Origin of the sequence: Gordonia aichiensis NBRC 108223 (assembly GCF_000332975.1) — a bacterium.
GTDB lineage: Bacteria > Actinomycetota > Actinomycetes > Mycobacteriales > Mycobacteriaceae > Gordonia > Gordonia aichiensis.
On record NZ_BANR01000022.1, the window covers coordinates 1 to 16915 of the forward strand.

Genomic DNA, 16915 nt, shown 5'->3' on the forward strand with positions numbered 1-16915 from the left:
CCCCACCTGAACGCTCATCAGCCGGTTGTCGGCTCGCTTGCCGATGGGCTTGCGGCCTTGCTGTTCGCGCTCCCACTCTTGCGCCTCACGTCGGGTGGGAAAGCTCTTGGAACGGGACTTGCCGCCAACACGTACACGAGCCTCGTAGCGGGGTTTGGAGTTCTCACCCCACTGCCGTTTCAGGATCGCCATGCGGGGAGCGTATCGCGGTCAGAGTATGTGAGGCTCACACATTCCTCACCACCGCAACCGATTTTGACCGCTCTCAGGCGCCACAAACAACCACTCGAAAATGGGGTGAGACACGCCTACTGAAGTGCGTAAACGACGTTGACCTTGCGTTCTACAGATTCGGTGTGCATGATGGCTTCGAGCTTCATCGTGTAAATGAACTCGCCAGCCACGTAATGTCCTTACCTGCGGTGTTGTGGTCATCTGCGCTCGGGTCCCGGTTCCGGAGAGTTGGTGCCGGGGTGCCACTCATCGGTGACACGACGGGCTCTCGGCGCAACGTCGCATACCACTCTATCGACGTGGCGCGACACACTCCCACATGGCCGTGATCGAGTCGGTCCACCGTCGCGGGCGGACAGCCGCCAACCACGCTGGCACCATCGATGGTGTGTCGACCGCTGCCCCACTGACCGAACTCGTCGAACTCGCCGGTGGCCGGTTCTCCATGGGATCGGATCGCTTCTACCCGGAGGAACGTCCTCACCACGAGCGCCGTGTCGACGCGTTCGCCATCGAACGACACCCGGTGACCAACGCCCAGTACGCGGCGTTTGTCGCGGCCACCGGGTACGTGACGATCGCAGAGCTGCCGATAGACCCAGCCGACTTCCCCGGCGCCGACCCGGCACTGCTCGTGCCCGGTGCACTCGTCTTCACACCGACGTCCGGCCCAGTGGATCTCACCGACTGGCGGCACTGGTGGCGTTGGCAGCCGGGAGCATCGTGGCGGCACCCACTCGGTCCCGAGACCGATCTCGTCGGCTACGAGGACCACCCCGTCACCCAGATCGCCTACGCGGACGCGGTCGCTTACGCCGAGTGGGCGGGGCGTCGACTCCCGACCGAAGCCGAGTGGGAGTACGCCGCGCGCGGTGGGATCGGCGGCGCGCACGAGTACGCGTGGGGCGACGAGTTGCACCCCGATGGTGCGATCCTCGCCAATACCTGGATCGGTGATTTCCCCTACGCGAGCGACGGCTGGGGTGGAACGTCGAGGGTGGCTAGCTACCCGCCCAACGGTTTCGGGCTGGTGGACATGATCGGCAACGTCTGGGAGCGCACATCGGACGTCTTCACGCCACGCCACGTACCGCCGGATCTGGCAACCGTCTCCCCCGACGGTCGAACCAACCTTCTCGCACCGACCGCATCGCCCCACGTCTCCCGGGTCACCAAGGGCGGCTCGCATCTGTGTTCACCGCACTACTGCCGCCGCTACCGGCCCGCCGCGCGCTCACCGCAATCGGACGACTCGGCGACGTCACACCTCGGGTTCCGTTGCGCTGCAGATCCTTCCGAGCACTGACCGGTCCCGCCGCGACGAGCACACCCCTCCGGGGCTCATCGCGGCGGGACGTCGATCATGCGGCAGCGCCGGAAGCATCTCCCGACTCGACGACGGACGGCTGCGTGTCCGCTGAATGGGCAGCCACCCCGTCACCGCGTCCGCGGTATTCGACGACGCATCGTGAGAGGTCGAGGCCGACCGAATCGGCGATCAACTCGAGTTCGGTGCGGGACTCGCCATCGCTGGTCGTGTAACTGTTGGTGTGAATCGCCCCGTGCACGATCACCGGTCGACCCTTCTCGATCGCGCTCGCTACGCCGTTGACCAGACGTCGCCAGCACGACACGGTCAGAAACAGACTGTGCCCGTCGATCCACTCCCCGGTGGCACGATCCCGTCGCCGCGTGTTGCTCGCAACGCGAAACGAGATCACCTCGTCACCATTTGCCATACGACTCCGCCTGGGGTCGGTGATCACTCGCCCCACGACCGTCGAATACGTCTCGTACATTGATCCGCTCCTGCGTGCTGTGCCATACGGCTACACACCGGGCTCGGTACCCGGAATGAGATGGCTGCTCATGAGCATTGCGCAGAAACCAGTACCGAAACCGCGCACGAGAACACACTGTGGACAGAACCTCGGTTGTGGATACGGCCGCCGTCGGCGTCAGGAGCGCGCTGCCGTACACTCTGCGTGTCGGTTTCGCCTCCGTAGCTCAGGTGGATAGAGCAAGGGCCTTCTAATCCCTAGGTCGCAGGTTCGAGTCCTGCCGGGGGCACTGTGACATAGCTGGTCAGAGCGTTTTTCGGTTGAAGCGTGCAATATCCGTGCAACTCTCGACCTGCGACCAAGGCCCCGGACCTCATCGAGATCCGGGGCCTTTGCCAGCGTGACGCGGAGGTGTCCGACCTCCGAGATATTGAGTTGTTGCCCTTATTCTCTCACCCTTGGCCCAGGGACATCATCACCTCGTAATGATGTGTCGCGCGGCCGACGCGGTACGGCATCGGCAGACCCTCCAAGGTCCATGTCTTGGTCCGCCAGCCCACCGTGGTGACCTGTTCGATACGGGCATCGGTGACCACCAGCCGGTACGTCGTGAGCGTGGTGGACCGGCCGCGCTGGGCCTGCTCCTGGCCGGAGATCGGGATGACCGATGCCCGGATCGGCACGTCCTGGGCTGGGATCGGGTCGTCATTCTCATCCCGGCCTCCACCGATGCGTAGCGTCACCATGTCCCGGAGGAGGAGCCGCGGCATTACGCGGCCCGCTTCCGGTAGCGGTTCAACACCATTTGTTCGGCCAGGGTGAACCCGTTGAACGCGTCGTCGAAGCTCACGACGCCGGTGGCGTAGCGGAGTCCCTCCGGGTTGGCCAGCATCCTGGCCGAGGCCATGAGGACGACGGCGTCCACGCCGGGACGTGTGGCTCCCGAGGCGTAGCGGTGGGCTCCCCGACAGTAGGCGTCGCACATGGCCTCGGCCATGGTGACGGCCTGGGTGGCCTGGGCCATGAGCGTGGTGTCGGTGGTGTCGGCCCCGAGCCACTTGACCAGGTCGGTGTTGGTGACGGCCACGGTTACCTCCTATGTGGAAGCGGCCCGCGGCATCGGAACGTGACAACCGATGCCGCGGACCACGATTGAGGGACGATCAGGCCGCGGTCAGAACGGTCACGGCCTTGGGCTGGAGGAGCGCCAGGTCGAACCGTGCGACGACGCGGAGCGCCACCTCGTCAGTGTCGAAGTACCGCGAGCTGTCGATGACCACGGTCGGGGCCATGTCGCGGGCCACGGCCACCAGGCTCATGTCCGCCAGGACGGCCTTGCCGGTCGGGATGCGGCTGGTGACGGTCACCGGGATACCGAACAGACGCTCGGCACCCTCGGCGGTGATGTCCTGCTCCAGGATGTACCGTCCGTCCGCGTCCTTGATCTTGCGGACGGCCAGGTAGTCGGCCGGGGACAAGAACCAACGATTCGGGCGGACCTCGTTGGCGCGCGCGATGCCGATGCCGTCCAGGAACGAGTCGGGCTCGGTGGCGTCCAGGACGCCGGTGGCGACGCCGGACTGGTTGAGGAGTCCCTTGATCGTGTTGCTGGAGCCGGTGCTGGTGAACAGTGCCGTGTCCAGGGCCGCGGCCGTGTCGGTGACAAGGCGGGTCTTGAGGATCGAATCCAAGGCCACCGCGCTGGACCGGAGGACTTCCGCGGTGACGCGGGAAAGGACCTTGAGGCTCTTGAGCGTGCTCGGGAGCATCGACACTTCATCCATGCCGACCGAGGCCTCGGGGATCTGGGCACCCTCACCGACGAAACCGACCGACAGGCCGGTGGCGATGCGCGGGACCCGGATCGGGCCGTTGGTGTCAATGATCTTGGGACCGGCCGCGAGGAATACGCTCTCGGCCTCCAAGGGCTGGACCAGCAACGATGCGATCTGATCCTGTTGCAAGGTGGGCAGGGTGCCGGTGGTCTGAGTTGCCACGAGTATCTCCAAAGTGGTTGTAGTTCAACGGTGTTCGCACTCTGGGCACCTGGCCACCTCGGCGTCTTGCAATCCCACCACCTGGGTGTTACATCCCAGAATATGAGATGCCCGAGACCCTGGCAACTATGCCAAGGCCTCGGGTATCGTCGTCGGTAGCCCTCACTGCCAAACCAGCGGCGTAATCCAAAGCCCAATCGCGGTGAGGGTTCTCTTCTGCCTACATCGTGGCCTGGCGCATGAGTCCCGCGAGATCCACCGATCCCGAGGTCCCGGACTTGGCTCCCTGGGCAGCGGCTCCGGGCTCGAAACGCCTGGCCTTGAGGTGCGGCTTGGCCTCCAGTAACGCCGCGATGGCCGACGCCAACGCCTCGGGATCGTCCAGATGCGCCGGGTCGAACTCCAGGTCCGCCGGATCGGCAAGCTGGCCGTCCTGCTCCACCAGGAGCCGATGGAGCTTGGCCTCCAGTTCCTTGACCCGGACCCGAGATCCGGCCGCTTCGGCGCGGAGCTTGCCGACATACTCGGCGTCGAAGGTCTTCGGCTCGTCACCCTCAGCAGTGCCGGAATCGTCACCCGCAGCGGCGTTATCGGCGGTGTCCTGGTCTGACGGGGCCGAGGCCGCGGGATCGGCCGTCTGTGCGGCGTCTGGGCCTGCTTCCGGCTGTTGTGCCTGGTCGCCGGTGATGGCGTCGGTGGTCTCCGATGCCGTATCTGGGGCCTCGGCGGCCGGGTCGGCGGTCTTGTCCTTGTCGTCGGTGATGCTCACGCGGCGTCCTCCGTCACGTTGTCGGTGTTCTCGATGGGTGCCGGTGTCGGACCGGCGGCCGGGTTCGTGATGCCGAGACGCTCACGCGCCTCCTCCTGGGTGAGCAGACCGGCGGCGTAGAGCTTGGTGGTGGCGTCGGCCTCCTGGGCCGCGCTCCGGGTCGCCGGGTCGGCCCAGACGACGCGCGGCGTGTGCTCGGACACCTCGGTGCCGGTGTCGATGGATGCCATGAGCTTGGCCACGGTCTCCCAGCTCCGGCCGAACGTCGCTTGCTTGGCCTCGGCGCGCGCGGTCAAGCTGGCCTCGGCCGCGCGGATGCCGTCCGCCGACGACGGGTTGCCGGTCACGGTGCCGGTGTAATGCGGAGGGAGCGCGCTCACCGCGCGGATCTGCTCGGCCAGGATGTCCACGGCCTCCCGGTACGCGGTGAGATCCGCGCCGTCGAGCTGGCCGAACTTCGACTCCGGCGCTTCGGAGATCATCATCCGATCACCATCGGGGTACGGGTTGGCGGCCTCGGTGACCACCTCACCGTCCTCGGTCACCGGCTGGCCGTTGTCGTCCAGGACCGGCACCTCCTCCAATTCGATGCCGGTGGCCCATCGACGGGGCCGCGCGAAGAACTCCGAGGCCACCAACATGTCGCTGACCACCTTGTTGAGGCTGTCCAGGAGCGGGATGAGGTCCTCGATCTCGCTGACACCGTGGACATCCATCACCCGGTCCGCGTTCACGAACGGCACCACGGGCACAACCTCCAGCGGATTGTCCACCACCCGAACGGTTTTCGCGGCCGTGATGCTGGCCCCGTCGCTCACCAGGTGTTCGATCCGGTCACGCCGGAACACCACGTAGTTGGTCTGGCGCGCCACACCGGACGGGTCCAAGTCCTCCCACCGCTTGACCGCGCCGAGGACCTCCCCGCTCCCGCTGTCGCGGTACGCGCTGACCTGGTGAGAGGACTCCACCGTGGCGCGAGCACGGCCGCGGTCATCGGCCCAGACGATGACGTGGCCCTCACCCAACGCCAACGCCTCACGGTGGACGGTCGGCGCGAGCTGGTCTAGGTCGCACCGGAGCCACCGCTCCCAGGCCGCGGTGTCACGGTTACCGGCGGTGTCGGTGAATCCCGAGACGCGCAACCGCTCCGCGATGCTGACCACGGCCAGCCGCGCGAAGTTGACCCCGAGGATGCCGAACCGGGACCCCAAGGCCTTCTTCGCCTCGGGAGCCAGGAACGCCAACGGCTGGCGGGCTCGGTAGTACAGCTCCAGCTCATGGAGCTTGGCGGCCCGGACATCCAAGGCCTGGGCCAGTTCGTGGTTGGTCGGTTCGTTCACTGAGTTACTCCTTGTCATGACGCGAAACTCCTTGCGCGCCTTCGGTTCTTCTTGGTTGTGTGGTGTGCGGCTCGGTCCAACGCGACGATGGCGGCCACCGCGGCGTCGATCTTGCGGGGAGATCCGCGCTTGTCCTTGCTCACCAGGTCCCCTTGCGGCGTGGACTTGGCCACGCAGTTGCCGAGGTGGGTGGCGAGATCCTCCGCGCCGTCGTGGGTGAGCTGGCCGGTGGTCACCGCGGCATAGAACCTGTCAGTTGCCGGGGCCATGCGCTGGGCGTTGGCGGTGTTCCACTGCAGTACCCGACGTTCCCCATGCCGTGCGCCCCACGTCTCGATCTCCGAGCGCCAACCCCACGGGTCGGCGGCCAGCTCCACCACGTCGTAGCGGTCGAACATCTCCCGGACCTTGGCGTCCACGTCGGAGCGGGGGACTCGCCAACGCGGATCTCCGGAGTTCTGCCACAGACCGGCCAGGAACAGGTGGGGCCGAGGCCCCAACGTCGCGCCGACCAACGCCGTGGAGTCACCCGAGGCCGACCCGTCGAACGCCAACACCACGCGCTGGCGGCCCATGACCTGGATCTCCGGCGCGGCCAGCTCCTCCCACGCTCCCCATGGAAGCCAGCGGTCTACCTGGCCGACCCACTGGCCGAGGCGGAGCTGGCGGAACACGGGCTCCCGCAACGTCTGCCGTGCGGCCTCCATGCCGTCCAACGCCAAGAATGGCCGCTCACACGCCAGGGCCGGGTTGGCCGTCCTCCAGGCCTCGGTGTCGTCGGTGGCGCAACCCTCCGGCGCGGCGTACTCCTTCAAGGCGAACGCCGGGTCATTGCCCGCGCGGCCGTGAGCCACGAGTTTCCACATGACCGAGTCCACCGACGCCGCCGGTGTCGAGATGGCCAGGGTCAGGCTCTCCGGCCGCTTGCCGGTGACCGAGGTGACGGCCTCCCACACCTCCGCGGTGACCACGTGAAGCTCATCCACGATGAGCAGCGACGGGTCATGTCCGTGGAGGGCTCCAGGCTCGGCCGGGAGCGGGATCAGCGTGGCGTCGTTCTCGGGCACCTCGATACGGTCGCGGAATACGTGAGCCCGTTCCGCCAGCTCCGGATTCAACTCGATCATCCTGCGCGCCAACCTCAGGGTGATGTTGGCCTGGCGCTGGTCGCTGGCGACCACCAGAACCTCCGCCGAGGCCGGACCGACGAACAACTCCGCCACGGCCAGCATTGCGGCCAGCGAGGTCTTGCCGTTAGCGCGCGGGATACTGACCAGGCCGGTACGGATACCGTCCGCGTAGACCTCCCGGATGATGTCGCGCTGGAACTTGCGGAGCTTGACATCCTCCAGTGCGCCAACGCCTTTGGGTACCTTGAGGTACTGACCGATGAACCGCTCCCGACGCCGCGCCCGGTCCTTGGGGTAGCCCTTGAACGTCAACGGCTCGGCCGTGATCGTGCCCTTTGCACCGGACTTCACCGCTCACCTCCTGGGATCATTGTCTCACTATCTGAGATTACTGTCGCACACTTTGACTCACCGGCGGGTGGCCTAGGCCTCTGACCAGGGGTAACCCCCCTGGGCTCTGAGTCGTCCGGTGACGGCCTGGCGCGGCCTCGGCGGTTATTACAGGGGCCGCAAACAACGGCGACATCCTGGAGCCTCACAGCCAGGCCCCGAGCGCGCCGACGCCAGGCCTCCGGGGAGTGGTCGGTGGTGAGGTTCTCGGTGGCTCCGCAGTCCTCACAGAACGGCTGGAGCTTGCGGGCACGTTCGGAGAGCCGACGCCAACGCTTGTCGTAGCCGCGCTGCTCGCGGGTCGGCCGCTCGGTGACGCGCTCATGGTCGTACGCGCATGGTCCGCACCGTGTGCCCTCGGTGGGCTCCCCGCAGCCGAGGCAGACCCTAAGCATCCCGACCACCGTCCTCGGCGCGTTGGTTGTACGCGTCCAGGAGCGTGTCCAGGTCATCGCGGAGCTTGTCAAGCCACAGGCGTGGCTCACCGCTGGTGGCGATGGCAGCCAGGCCGAGGCTCATGTCCGCGATGGCGTCGAGCACCAGCCCGGCGTTGTCGCATCCCAACGCCACGGCCCTCATGCCGTCCTGGTCTCCCGATGCCTTGGCATACAGGTATGCGAGCGCGTCGCGGTAGGCCTGCTTGTCGATCTTCGGTTGTGTGCTCATCGGTGTGTGCCTCCAGATAGTTCGGTCTGTGCTCGGTGCTCACGGGCCTCGGCCTGCTCGGCCTGGTGTTCTCGATAGGCCTCCCGTGCGCTGAGCCAGTCGTCCAACATGTCGGCCAACTCCAGGCACCACTCCCGCAGTGCGAGCACCTCCTCGGCGGCCGGATCTCCCCGATGCCGCAGACGCATGTCGATGCCGGGGATACGGGCTGGCGCGCTCATTGGCTCATCACCAATGCCATGGCCGCGGCGAGTTGTTCAGCGATGAACGTCCGCATACGTTCGGCGTCGTCGCGGCCGTGATAGGTCCCGTCGACCCGGACGACAATGTCGAACGAATCCGGGCCAACCTGTTCCAGTCGGACCGCGTCGTGATCGGTCAGCCACCGACGCCGCTGGTGTAGGAACTTCACGGATCCGCCCTCGGCTGCGTAGAACTCAACCCACGCCGCTATCTCGTCTCGGTTGAGCGGTTGGGGGTCTGTGGTTTCCGATGCCTTGAGTAGCTCGGGGTCCTGGAAGATGTCGTCGTCGGTACTCACGGTGGGGGCTCCTTGGTTGTTGGAAGTTGAACTTCTATGCGCCATTCGCCGGGGCCACCGCCCCTTATAGGGCGGCGGCGAGTTGGCGAATACGTTTGGCGAATACCGGCGAATACCGGCGAGTTGGCGAATAGGGTGCGTTTCCGCAGGTCAGATGGCATGGGCTATTCGCCGCCTATTCGCCGGTCTATTCGCCGAACCTGGCCCGATTCCAGCGAATCCGGGCGGCGAATAGCGGCCAATGCGCTGACCTGCGGTTTTGCCGGTTCGGAGAACGGATTCACGGCCTTGAGAGGTCTGGCCGACATTGGGTCTACAGCGCGTAGATGGTGGCTACGGCCTTGGGTGGACAGAGCCAGTTCCCCTGACTCGATGAGGTCCTTGACCGCGGCCCGGATAGCAGCCCTCGGGAGACCCTCACCGGCGTAGTTCTCGGTGTCGCGCTTGGTCGGTTCGACGCCGATGTTGTTCTGCTCCCGTACCCACTCGGCAACGGCCGCCCGGGCCTTGATGTTGCGGGCGCTGCGCTCGGTGTCCTTGGCCACCTTGGCGGCATCGGGTACCGGCGGCAGGTAGAGCAGCCGACGCGTCTCGGAGTCAAACTCAAGGGTTCCCTGGGCAACCTCCACGTCCCGGCCCATGGCGCGGAACTTGCGCTCGGAGGCCGGGTCCTGGCGGTCTTCCATCTCCAGGTACCAGAGGGCATCGGCCCAGTCCTCCTTACGGGAGTCGCCGCGGGCTCGGTCGTTGCCGTGTCCGGCGTGGTCGAGAACTACGGCCTCCGAGGCCTTGGACTCATCCAGGAGCGCGTCAAACGCCACGAGGAACTGGCCAGCGTCGGTGTTCTCGTTGAGCCCGAGCGCGTCCAGGATCGGCCGGAGGCAGTCCAGGAGCACGACATCGGACCCGGCCAGCTCCTCGGCCCACACGGCCCGTGTGGCGGGGTCGGTGATGTCGAACGTGGCCGCCTTCCCACGGAGGTGAATCATGTTCACGGCCTTGGTGTTCTGGATACCGAGATCTGCCAGCCAGCGGTAACTCTGGGCGCGCGACATCTCGATGTCGATGACCGTGACCTTGCTCCTGGCGCGCGTCGGGAAGTGCCCGAGGAACGGGACTCCATCGGCCAGGGAGCGGATTAGCTCATTGCGGGCCGTGGTCTTGCCGGACTTGCGGGCCGCGGGGAACAGGGCTCGGCCGCCAGTCGGGAGGAGACCCTCCACCGCGTACTCCTCGGCCTCCGGCGGGTCGGCCAGGAGATCCGCCAGGGACTCGGTCGCCGGGATCTGGTCCCGGAGCTTCAAGGCCTCGGCGGATCGTTCCTCGGCATCGGCTTGGCGCTTGGTTGCCCTGCGTCGGCGCTCCTTCTCCAGGTCGTCGGCCTTAACCTTGAGGACCGTGAGACGCGCCTCGGCCTTGATACGCCGAAACTCGGCGGCCACCAGACCCTCTACGGGGACCTTCTCACCCGATGCGAGGGTGATGGTTTCGGTCATCGGCCCACCACCTGGAGGTGGCGGAGAATGACGCCGAGGCCGTATCCGGCGGGCCAAGCCATGGCCGAGACCATGACGATGAGAATTGATGTCACGTTTGCACTCCTGGAGACGAACCGAATGATGTTGTTCGGGTTGGTGATTCGTCTCCAGGTCACGCGGCGGGGAAGCAACCCGAGGCCTTGGCCTCAAAACGGGCCACCTCAGTCTCCGAGATACGGATGACGCCTGGAGTGGGCCGGAACGCTGCGAGTTGGCCGGATGAGATCAAGCGGCGGACGGTCCGGGTGGAGCAATCCCAGCGCTCGGCCAGATCAACGAGGGACACGTACGTGGTGGCCTTGGTAGCCATGTTCACCTCACACGGGAGTCGGTCGTGACTCCGAGACGGCTGGCCCGATAGGGCCTACATAGTCCTGGTCAATGTCTCGGTGCGGTGTGAGGATCAAGGTATGCGTGCGCGCCGCGTCTGTCAAACATGGACACGCCGAGATTCGTTGTCCCCGTGTTGACTTCATGCGTCAACACGCTAACGGCGAGCGTTAACTCCCGGCGGCCAACTTGCTCATTCGGCGGGCAATCTCGGCGTCCCGACCCGCGGCAACGTGTTGGTAGTGCAGGGCCATTGTCGGCGTGGTGTGGCCGATGCGGTGCATGAGTTCGGCCACCGTCGCGCCGCTCTGCGCAGCGAGAACGGCCCCGGCGTGCCGCAGATCGTGAACCCGCAGATCCGCCTTGCCGATCTTGTCGCGGGCCGGGTTGAAAATCTTGCGGTAGTCCCACTCCCCTACGTGAGTAGCGGCGTCAGTGGCGAACAAAAGCGCGTCCGAGCCCTTGCCGACGTGCTCCCGCATGAACCTCTTGAGGTCCGGGACGATGTGCGGCGGCACCACCACGGTCCGGGTACCCGCCGAGGTCTTGGGAGTGTCCACCCGGAACTTCCCGTCCCGATACGTCACCGCGCGCGTGACCGAGACTGTCCCGGACTTGAGGTTCACGTCCCCGCGCCGGAGTTCAAACAACTCTCCGCGCCGCAAACCACACCAGCCCATGAGTAGGGCCGACATCCCCCACCGTGGCCCCATGGCGTCGGCCAGCGCGGTCAGCTCCTTGGCGTCCAGGACGACGGGCTCCCGCTTGCGCTTGGTGTGCATGGCTCCCTCCAGGCGGCATGGGTTGGCGTCGATCACCTCATCGGTCACCGCGGTACGGAATATCGCGTGGAGGAGCTGATACGCGTGGGTCTTGCGTGTCGCGCCGGTCTCCAAGCCCGCGTGCCATGCGCGGACCTGGCTCGGGGTCACCTTGGCCAGCTCCGCGTCCCCAAGGCCGGGATTGATGTGGAGCCGGAGGAGGTCCTTGTAGAGGGAGCGCGTCCGGGGCTTGATGTCACGCTGGGCCAGCCATTGCTCCGAGTAGGTCTTGACGGTCACGCCGCGTGCAGCCTCAGCGGTTGGCGGTCTCCAGGTCTCCAGGTCAATCTTGCGTCGCTCTGCCGATAGCCAGCCTTCGGCATCTACCTTGGCCGCGAACGTGGCCGGGGCCTTGTAGAGGATGCTGTCGGGTCCGAGGTATGCCGCCTGCCATCGCCCCGAGGGGAGTTCACGTAGACGCCCGAATCCCCGTTTGGTGCGCGTTCCTGCCAATGTCGCTGCCCTCTCACCCGTGCAATATGCGTGCAAGATGAGAGTACATCGGTGCCGTCCTGGTCCACCGTTGTCCTGTCGTCAGTTCCCCGATTGACCTGGTGGAACGTGGACAATGCGCTGGTAGGCCCGAGATCCTGTCTGCCAGGCAAATGAGGTTCGAGTCCTGCCGGGGGCACTGTCAGGATCTCGTCGAACTTCGGCCGGCGTGCACCGCTGCTTGGAGCAAGGCGACCCGCGTGGCCACAGGGTGACTCCGCCAGCCGTGCGCCGGATTCGGTGCAACTCCACACAGGCTCAACGAGCAGAGCAGCGGGCAGCAACGTTCCCTGTTTCATCGATCCAGCCTTTACCAGTACGAGGTGCTTACCCAAAGGTGTGCTCAACTGCAGGCCCTCCCGCCGGAGCAACAGCGTCAACACGGGAGTGTCTACGCGCAGGTGCTCGTCGTCGGAACCTGCTCGCCACGTTGCACCGGCTTTGAGAATCCTGCGGTTCTGAACGTGGGCCCCGACCAGACACGCGACGACCGACACAACCGAGAACAGGGCAAAGATCCCCACGCCGATCAGTCCCCCAAGGGACCACCCGCTACCGGTGGCGATGCATACCGCGGCAAAGATCGCTGCACAGACTCATTCGTCGTACTCATCAGCCGATCCTGTCACGACCAGTCTTCGCTGCCGTCGACGACTGAAAATTGCTTGCGCCCCCTCGCACCGCTGATAGCGTCGTCCGACGATGTCTGAGCACACCGACGCCACAGAATGGCACACGCGTACCGAAACCCCCGATGACGTCTCCCCCGTCCGTGAGGTGACGCTCGCAGCCTTTCCCACGGCCGAAGAGGCTGACATCCTCGACGGCCTGCGGCGCGACCCGGCATGGATCGACGGGCTCTCCATCGTCGCCACCGACACCGCAGGGCGCATCGTCGGCCACGGCGTCGCAACCCGCGGCTACGTCGACGACGCTCCGGTCCTCGGAGTGGGACCCGTGTCGGTACTACCGGAGTTCCAGAATCGTGGCGCGGGCAGCGCCATCAACCGAGCACTTCTGCGGGCCGCGAGAGAGATGGGCGAAGCCCACGTAGTGGTACTCGGGCATTCCGACTACTACCCACGGTTCGGATTTCAACCCGCCTCGATACACGGAATCAGCCTGCCATTCGACGTCCCCGATGACGCCTTCATGGCGTTGACGTTGGATGCGGACCGGCCACTTCCCACCGGTGTCATGCATTACGCGGCACCCTTCGGAGTGTGAATCAGCCTGCAACGCATCTCATCTGCACTACGCGCCGCGCGCCCCCGCGGTGCCGCGCCACCCTCCGACGAGTCGGATCATGTGATAGATGAGGAGCGCGCAGACCGCGCCGATCGCGATACCTCCGAAGCTCACATCGCCAATGGTCCAGCTGAAGTCGGCGATCGCGATGATGAGTGGAATCGCCGCTGTGAACTGATTGATCGGTCTGGAGAAGTCGACGCGGTTGGTCACCCAGATGTGCACGCCGATGATCGCGACGAGACCATAGAGCGCGGTGGTGATTCCGCCGAGCACACCGGCAGGCACCGACGCGATCACAGCGCCGATCTTCGGACAGAGCCCCAGCACGATCGCCGCCGCGGCCGCCACCCAGTACGCAGCGGTCGAGTACACCTTCGTCGCCGCCATCACACCGATGTTCTCGGCATAGGTCGTGGTCGCCGATCCGCCGCCCGAACCGGCGATCATCGTCGACAATCCGTCGGCGAACAACGCCCGGCCCATCCGGCTGTCGAAGTCCGAGCCGGTCATCATCGCAACCGATTTCACGTGCCCGATGTTCTCGACGACCAGCACGAGAACGACTGGTAGGAACGTCGGGATCACCGAAAAATGAAACGTCGGGGTCTCAAAGTCGGGCAGGCCGACCCAACTCGCGGCGTGGATGGCGCTGGTATCCACCTCGTTACGGATCAACGCCACCACGTACCCGATCACCACGCTCAACACGATCGCGAGCCTGCCGAGCAGTCCGCGCAGCAGTGCGATGGACAGAACCAGCAGAACGAGAACGATCGTGGCCGTCACCGGCTGCTTCTCGAAGTTCGCCTTCGCCGACGGCGCGAGGTTCAGGCCGATCAGCGCCACGATCGTTCCGGTGACGATCGGTGGCATGGCGAGGTCGATCCAGCGGACGCCTGCGAAGTGCACGATCACGCCGATCAGCGCAAGCAGAGCGCCGACCACCACGATCCCGCCGAGCGCTGACGACTGACCATGCGACGCGGTCGCCGCGAGCACCGGAGCGATGATCGCGAAGCTCGATCCGAGGTAGCTCGGCAAGCGGTTGCCGGTGATGATCAGGAACAGCACAGTGCCGATACCGGAGAACAGGAGCGTCGTGGCAGGTGGGAAACCCGTGAGCACGGGCACCAGGAATGTCGAACCGAACATCGCCACGACGTGCTGCACGCCGATACCGACCGTCTTCGGCCACGACAACCGCTCCCCCGGGCCGACGACGTCGTCGACGTCGACGCGTGTCCACCCCGCCCCGTCGGCTATCCGCTTCGACGTCGTTGTGGCCCCGTAGCGATCTCCCGCATCACGCCGACCGTCTTCGCTGCCGTCACCACCGTCATGGGCCTCGTCGTCATGCACGAGGAACAGTCTGCGGTATCGGGCGGCGTGTCGCCGGGTTTCGCTGCCCACTCGCACGCCCGCACGTGCGCGCTGCCCACCGCGAGAGTCGCTAAAACGTTGTCCGAGTGAGCTTCTGCGTTGACAGCGCCCTCCCAGCCGCGCGGCAGTGAGCGGTCAGCGACGCTACCTAGTGTTCTTCTCGTCGGCAACGCAGCCGGCCGGAATTCACCAAGGAGATCCCCGATGCCTATCAACAACGGGCCGCAGCAGAACAACAACGGTCCGCGACGGGCCCCGGCCCCACAGCCACCGCGGTGGCGTCGTCGCCAACGCTTCTGGAATGCCCGCGCCCATCGCTGGGACTGGCGCTGGGTCTACTGACCCTGGGCCCCACGGGAGCCGACACGGTGGACGCCCGTATCGGCTCCCGTTCTCATGCCAACATCGCGGCGTCGCACGCATACTCCCTCTCGCCGCGGACGCCGCCAGCAAGGAAGTTCGATGAACGCCCGACAAGCATTTCGACGCTTTTCCCCAGCGGTCCGCGGCGAGGGCCGACGGTTCGTCGTCGCGGGAACCCTCCTCGGTCTCGCCGCAGCGTGCGAGGTGTTCGCCGTCTTCGTTCTCGCAGACGTCATCGACGGAGCGCTGAACTCCGACAGCTTCACGACGTTCGCACGTCTCGCACTCATCTGGCTGCTCATCACAGCGATCTCATGCGGCGGCGACTACGCGGGGCAGGTCGTCTCCGTCGGAATCTCCGAACGCGTCGTTCTCCGACTGCGCGACCGTCTCTTCGACCACGTCCAGCGTCTCCATCCAGTCCAGCACCGTCGGCTCGGCCTGGGGAACCTCGTCACGCGGCACACCGGAGACCTCGAGGCTGTCGAGTATCTGATCGGCACGGGTGTGATGCAGTTCGTGATCGCGGCGGCCCACACGATCGGTCTGGTGATCGCCGCACTCATCATGAGTTGGCAGGTCGCCCTCGTCGCGCTCGCGGCGGTGCCTGCGCTGTGGGGCCTTTCGGCCTTCTTCGCCCGCAGACAGGAGCGGGTGACCCGCGACGAGCGGGGTGCGAACAGCGATATCGCAGACTCCGTCGAGACCGCACTGGCCGGCCACGAGACTGCCGTCGCCTACAACCAGCAGGGCCGTGAGCACGCTCGACTCCACGCCAACGGTGTGGCCTGGATGGGCGCCCGCCTCGCGCAGACTCGTGTCGAAGCCGGGCTCGGCGGCATCCTCAGCTTCGGGCAGGTCGTCGTCACCCTTGCCATCGCGGTCGTCGGCGTCTGGCAGGTGCGGCAGGGGCAGCTGAGCGTCGGCGGGCTGCTCGCCCTGACGGGCTACCTCGGAATGCTTTACCCCAAGATGCAAGAACTAGCCGATATCCGTATCGCGATCGCGTCCGCTCTGATCAGTGCGGAGCGCGTCGCCGAGATCCTCGACATCGTGCCGGTCGAACGTGTCGACGCCGGTTCTACCGCGCCGTCCGCCACCCTGCGGTCGCCACGACGCCCCACGACGCCTGTCGGCATCTCACTGTGCGACGTCACGCTGGCCCGGGAACATCAGACGATCCTCGACGACGTGAGCCTTCACCTCGCGCCGGGAACCGTCACAGCCCTGATCGGTCCGAGTGGCGTCGGAAAATCGACGTTGGCATCGCTGCTGTGCCGGTTCGAGCATCCGGACTCCGGGACACTGTGCATCGGTGACATGGACTACGACGACCTGACCGGCCACTGGATACGTGATCACATCACACTCCTGCCCCAGCAACCAATCATCAAGGGCGCCACGGTAGCCGACAACATCGCCTATGGGCGACCGGATGCGACGCGCGCCGAGATCGTCGCCGCGGCCATCGCCGCCGACGCCGACGAGTTCGTCAGCAGGCTTCCCGACGGTTACGACGCACGACTCGACGACGGGGGCCTCACTCTCTCCGGCGGCCAGCGGCAGCGCATCGCGATCGCGCGGGCAATGCTCAGGAACACCCCTGCTCTCATCCTCGATGAGCCGACATCGGGACTCGACGCGGCGACGACGACCCGAATCCTCGACCCCCTCCGGCGCCTGGCAGACGGTCGCACAACCCTGCTCATCACACACGACAGTCGGGTGACCGCCATCGCCGACCGCGTGCTCGAACTCCGTGATGGACACCTTCTCGACATGACCTACCCGGACGAACACGCAGGACGCTCCGGCACACCTCCACAGATCACTGATGGTATGCACCCTGTTGCATAGTGTGACTGTTGCATAGTGCGTGAGTGCATTGGTAG

General features: G+C 65.9%; 19 protein-coding genes and 1 tRNA gene. 5 read left to right on the plus strand and 15 right to left on the minus strand.

Annotated features, from left to right (window positions below; translation table 11 throughout):
• Positions 1-192, minus strand: a 192-nt coding sequence (locus GOACH_RS17550; protein WP_005177637.1) for a hypothetical protein, incomplete at its 3' end; no start/stop codon positions are given.
• 487 nt (positions 193-679) lie between these two features.
• Between GOACH_RS17550 and GOACH_RS17555 the strand changes: the two genes are divergently transcribed.
• The gene (locus tag GOACH_RS17555; protein WP_245551939.1) at positions 680-1540 is read left to right on the plus strand and encodes a formylglycine-generating enzyme family protein; all 861 of its coding nucleotides are present in this window, start codon (positions 680-682) and stop codon (positions 1538-1540) included.
• Between the two features lie 55 nt (positions 1541-1595).
• On the opposite strand, the gene ssb is transcribed toward GOACH_RS17555, so the two are convergent.
• Positions 1596-2033: a single-stranded DNA-binding protein gene (ssb, locus tag GOACH_RS17560; RefSeq protein WP_005177642.1), complete on the minus strand. Its 438-nt coding sequence runs from the start codon at positions 2031-2033 to the stop codon at positions 1596-1598.
• A gap of 197 nt (positions 2034-2230) precedes the next feature.
• Between ssb and GOACH_RS17565 the strand changes: the two genes are divergently transcribed.
• Positions 2231-2304: transfer RNA gene (locus GOACH_RS17565), tRNA-Arg, on the plus strand.
• 163 nt (positions 2305-2467) lie between these two features.
• Here the strand turns inward: GOACH_RS17565 and GOACH_RS17570 are convergent.
• From GOACH_RS17570 to GOACH_RS17625, 12 genes are all read right to left on the minus strand, one after another.
• Positions 2468-2761, minus strand: a complete 294-nt coding sequence (locus tag GOACH_RS17570; protein WP_245551938.1) for a hypothetical protein — start codon at positions 2759-2761, stop codon at positions 2468-2470.
• A gap of 23 nt (positions 2762-2784) precedes the next feature.
• Positions 2785-3102 (minus strand): hypothetical protein, encoded by a 318-nt coding sequence (locus GOACH_RS17575; RefSeq protein WP_005177646.1) that lies wholly within the window; start codon positions 3100-3102, stop codon positions 2785-2787.
• A gap of 76 nt (positions 3103-3178) precedes the next feature.
• Positions 3179-4012 (minus strand): phage major capsid protein, encoded by an 834-nt coding sequence (locus GOACH_RS17580; protein ID WP_005177648.1) that lies wholly within the window; start codon positions 4010-4012, stop codon positions 3179-3181.
• A gap of 220 nt (positions 4013-4232) precedes the next feature.
• The gene (locus GOACH_RS17585) at positions 4233-4781 is read right to left on the minus strand and encodes a hypothetical protein (RefSeq protein ID WP_005177651.1); all 549 of its coding nucleotides are present in this window, start codon (positions 4779-4781) and stop codon (positions 4233-4235) included.
• Positions 4778-6121: a phage portal protein gene (locus GOACH_RS17590; RefSeq protein WP_005177655.1), complete on the minus strand. Its 1344-nt coding sequence runs from the start codon at positions 6119-6121 to the stop codon at positions 4778-4780. Before GOACH_RS17590 ends, GOACH_RS17585 begins: the two co-directional genes overlap by 4 nt.
• A 14-nt stretch (positions 6122-6135) precedes the next feature.
• Entirely contained in the window at positions 6136-7602 is a 1467-nt protein-coding gene (locus GOACH_RS17595; protein ID WP_005177657.1) for a terminase large subunit domain-containing protein, read from the minus strand.
• Positions 7603-8028: 426 nt separating this feature from the next.
• Positions 8029-8307, minus strand: a complete 279-nt coding sequence (locus GOACH_RS17600; RefSeq protein ID WP_005177666.1) for a hypothetical protein — start codon at positions 8305-8307, stop codon at positions 8029-8031.
• On the minus strand, positions 8304-8528 hold the full coding sequence (locus GOACH_RS17605) for a hypothetical protein (RefSeq protein WP_005177669.1): 225 nt from the start codon (positions 8526-8528) through the stop codon (positions 8304-8306). Before GOACH_RS17605 ends, GOACH_RS17600 begins: the two co-directional genes overlap by 4 nt.
• Positions 8525-8848 (minus strand): hypothetical protein, encoded by a 324-nt coding sequence (locus GOACH_RS17610; protein ID WP_005177672.1) that lies wholly within the window; start codon positions 8846-8848, stop codon positions 8525-8527. The genes GOACH_RS17605 and GOACH_RS17610 overlap by 4 nt, the downstream gene beginning before the upstream one ends.
• Before the next feature lie 164 nt (positions 8849-9012).
• Positions 9013-10344, minus strand: coding sequence for an AAA family ATPase (locus tag GOACH_RS17615; protein ID WP_005177674.1), 1332 nt, complete (start codon positions 10342-10344; stop codon positions 9013-9015).
• A gap of 154 nt (positions 10345-10498) precedes the next feature.
• Positions 10499-10696 carry a helix-turn-helix domain-containing protein gene (locus GOACH_RS17620; RefSeq protein ID WP_005177677.1) on the minus strand — a complete coding sequence of 66 codons (198 nt, stop codon included), beginning with the start codon at positions 10694-10696 and terminating at the stop codon, positions 10499-10501.
• A gap of 190 nt (positions 10697-10886) precedes the next feature.
• On the minus strand, positions 10887-11990 hold the full coding sequence (locus GOACH_RS17625) for a tyrosine-type recombinase/integrase (protein ID WP_005177678.1): 1104 nt from the start codon (positions 11988-11990) through the stop codon (positions 10887-10889).
• A 741-nt stretch (positions 11991-12731) separates the two neighbouring features.
• On the opposite strand from GOACH_RS17625, the gene GOACH_RS17635 reads away from it, so the two are divergent.
• Positions 12732-13256 carry a GNAT family N-acetyltransferase gene (locus tag GOACH_RS17635; protein ID WP_005177683.1) on the plus strand — a complete coding sequence of 175 codons (525 nt, stop codon included), beginning with the start codon at positions 12732-12734 and terminating at the stop codon, positions 13254-13256.
• 27 nt (positions 13257-13283) lie between these two features.
• Here the strand turns inward: GOACH_RS17635 and GOACH_RS17640 are convergent, their stop codons facing one another.
• On the minus strand, positions 13284-14543 hold the full coding sequence (locus GOACH_RS17640; protein ID WP_040519076.1) for a uracil-xanthine permease family protein: 1260 nt from the start codon (positions 14541-14543) through the stop codon (positions 13284-13286).
• 321 nt (positions 14544-14864) lie between these two features.
• Here GOACH_RS17640 and GOACH_RS23815 point away from each other — a divergent pair, with 321 nt between their 5' ends.
• A complete protein-coding gene (locus tag GOACH_RS23815; protein WP_157227822.1) occupies positions 14865-15002 on the plus strand; it encodes a hypothetical protein in 138 nt (45 codons plus the stop codon).
• Positions 15003-15122: 120 nt separating this feature from the next.
• Positions 15123-16880: an ABC transporter ATP-binding protein gene (locus tag GOACH_RS17645; RefSeq protein ID WP_005177686.1), complete on the plus strand. Its 1758-nt coding sequence runs from the start codon at positions 15123-15125 to the stop codon at positions 16878-16880.
• The last annotated feature ends 35 nt before the right edge of the window (positions 16881-16915 follow it).

Coding starts and splice junctions, on each gene's coding strand:
- GOACH_RS23815 (WP_157227822.1), top strand. CDS start 14,865: ATGCCTATCAACAACGGGCCGCAGCAGAACAACAACGGTCCGCGACGG.
- GOACH_RS17555 (WP_245551939.1), top strand. CDS start 680: ATGGGATCGGATCGCTTCTACCCGGAGGAACGTCCTCACCACGAGCGC.
- GOACH_RS17605 (WP_005177669.1), bottom strand. CDS start 8,528: ATGAGCGCGCCAGCCCGTATCCCCGGCATCGACATGCGTCTGCGGCAT.
- ssb (WP_005177642.1), bottom strand. CDS start 2,033: ATGTACGAGACGTATTCGACGGTCGTGGGGCGAGTGATCACCGACCCC.
- GOACH_RS17635 (WP_005177683.1), top strand. CDS start 12,732: ATGTCTGAGCACACCGACGCCACAGAATGGCACACGCGTACCGAAACC.
- GOACH_RS17620 (WP_005177677.1), bottom strand. CDS start 10,696: ATGGCTACCAAGGCCACCACGTACGTGTCCCTCGTTGATCTGGCCGAG.
- GOACH_RS17570 (WP_245551938.1), bottom strand. CDS start 2,761: ATGGTGACGCTACGCATCGGTGGAGGCCGGGATGAGAATGACGACCCG.
- GOACH_RS17615 (WP_005177674.1), bottom strand. CDS start 10,344: ATGACCGAAACCATCACCCTCGCATCGGGTGAGAAGGTCCCCGTAGAG.
- GOACH_RS17645 (WP_005177686.1), top strand. CDS start 15,123: ATGAACGCCCGACAAGCATTTCGACGCTTTTCCCCAGCGGTCCGCGGC.
- GOACH_RS17600 (WP_005177666.1), bottom strand. CDS start 8,307: ATGAGCACACAACCGAAGATCGACAAGCAGGCCTACCGCGACGCGCTC.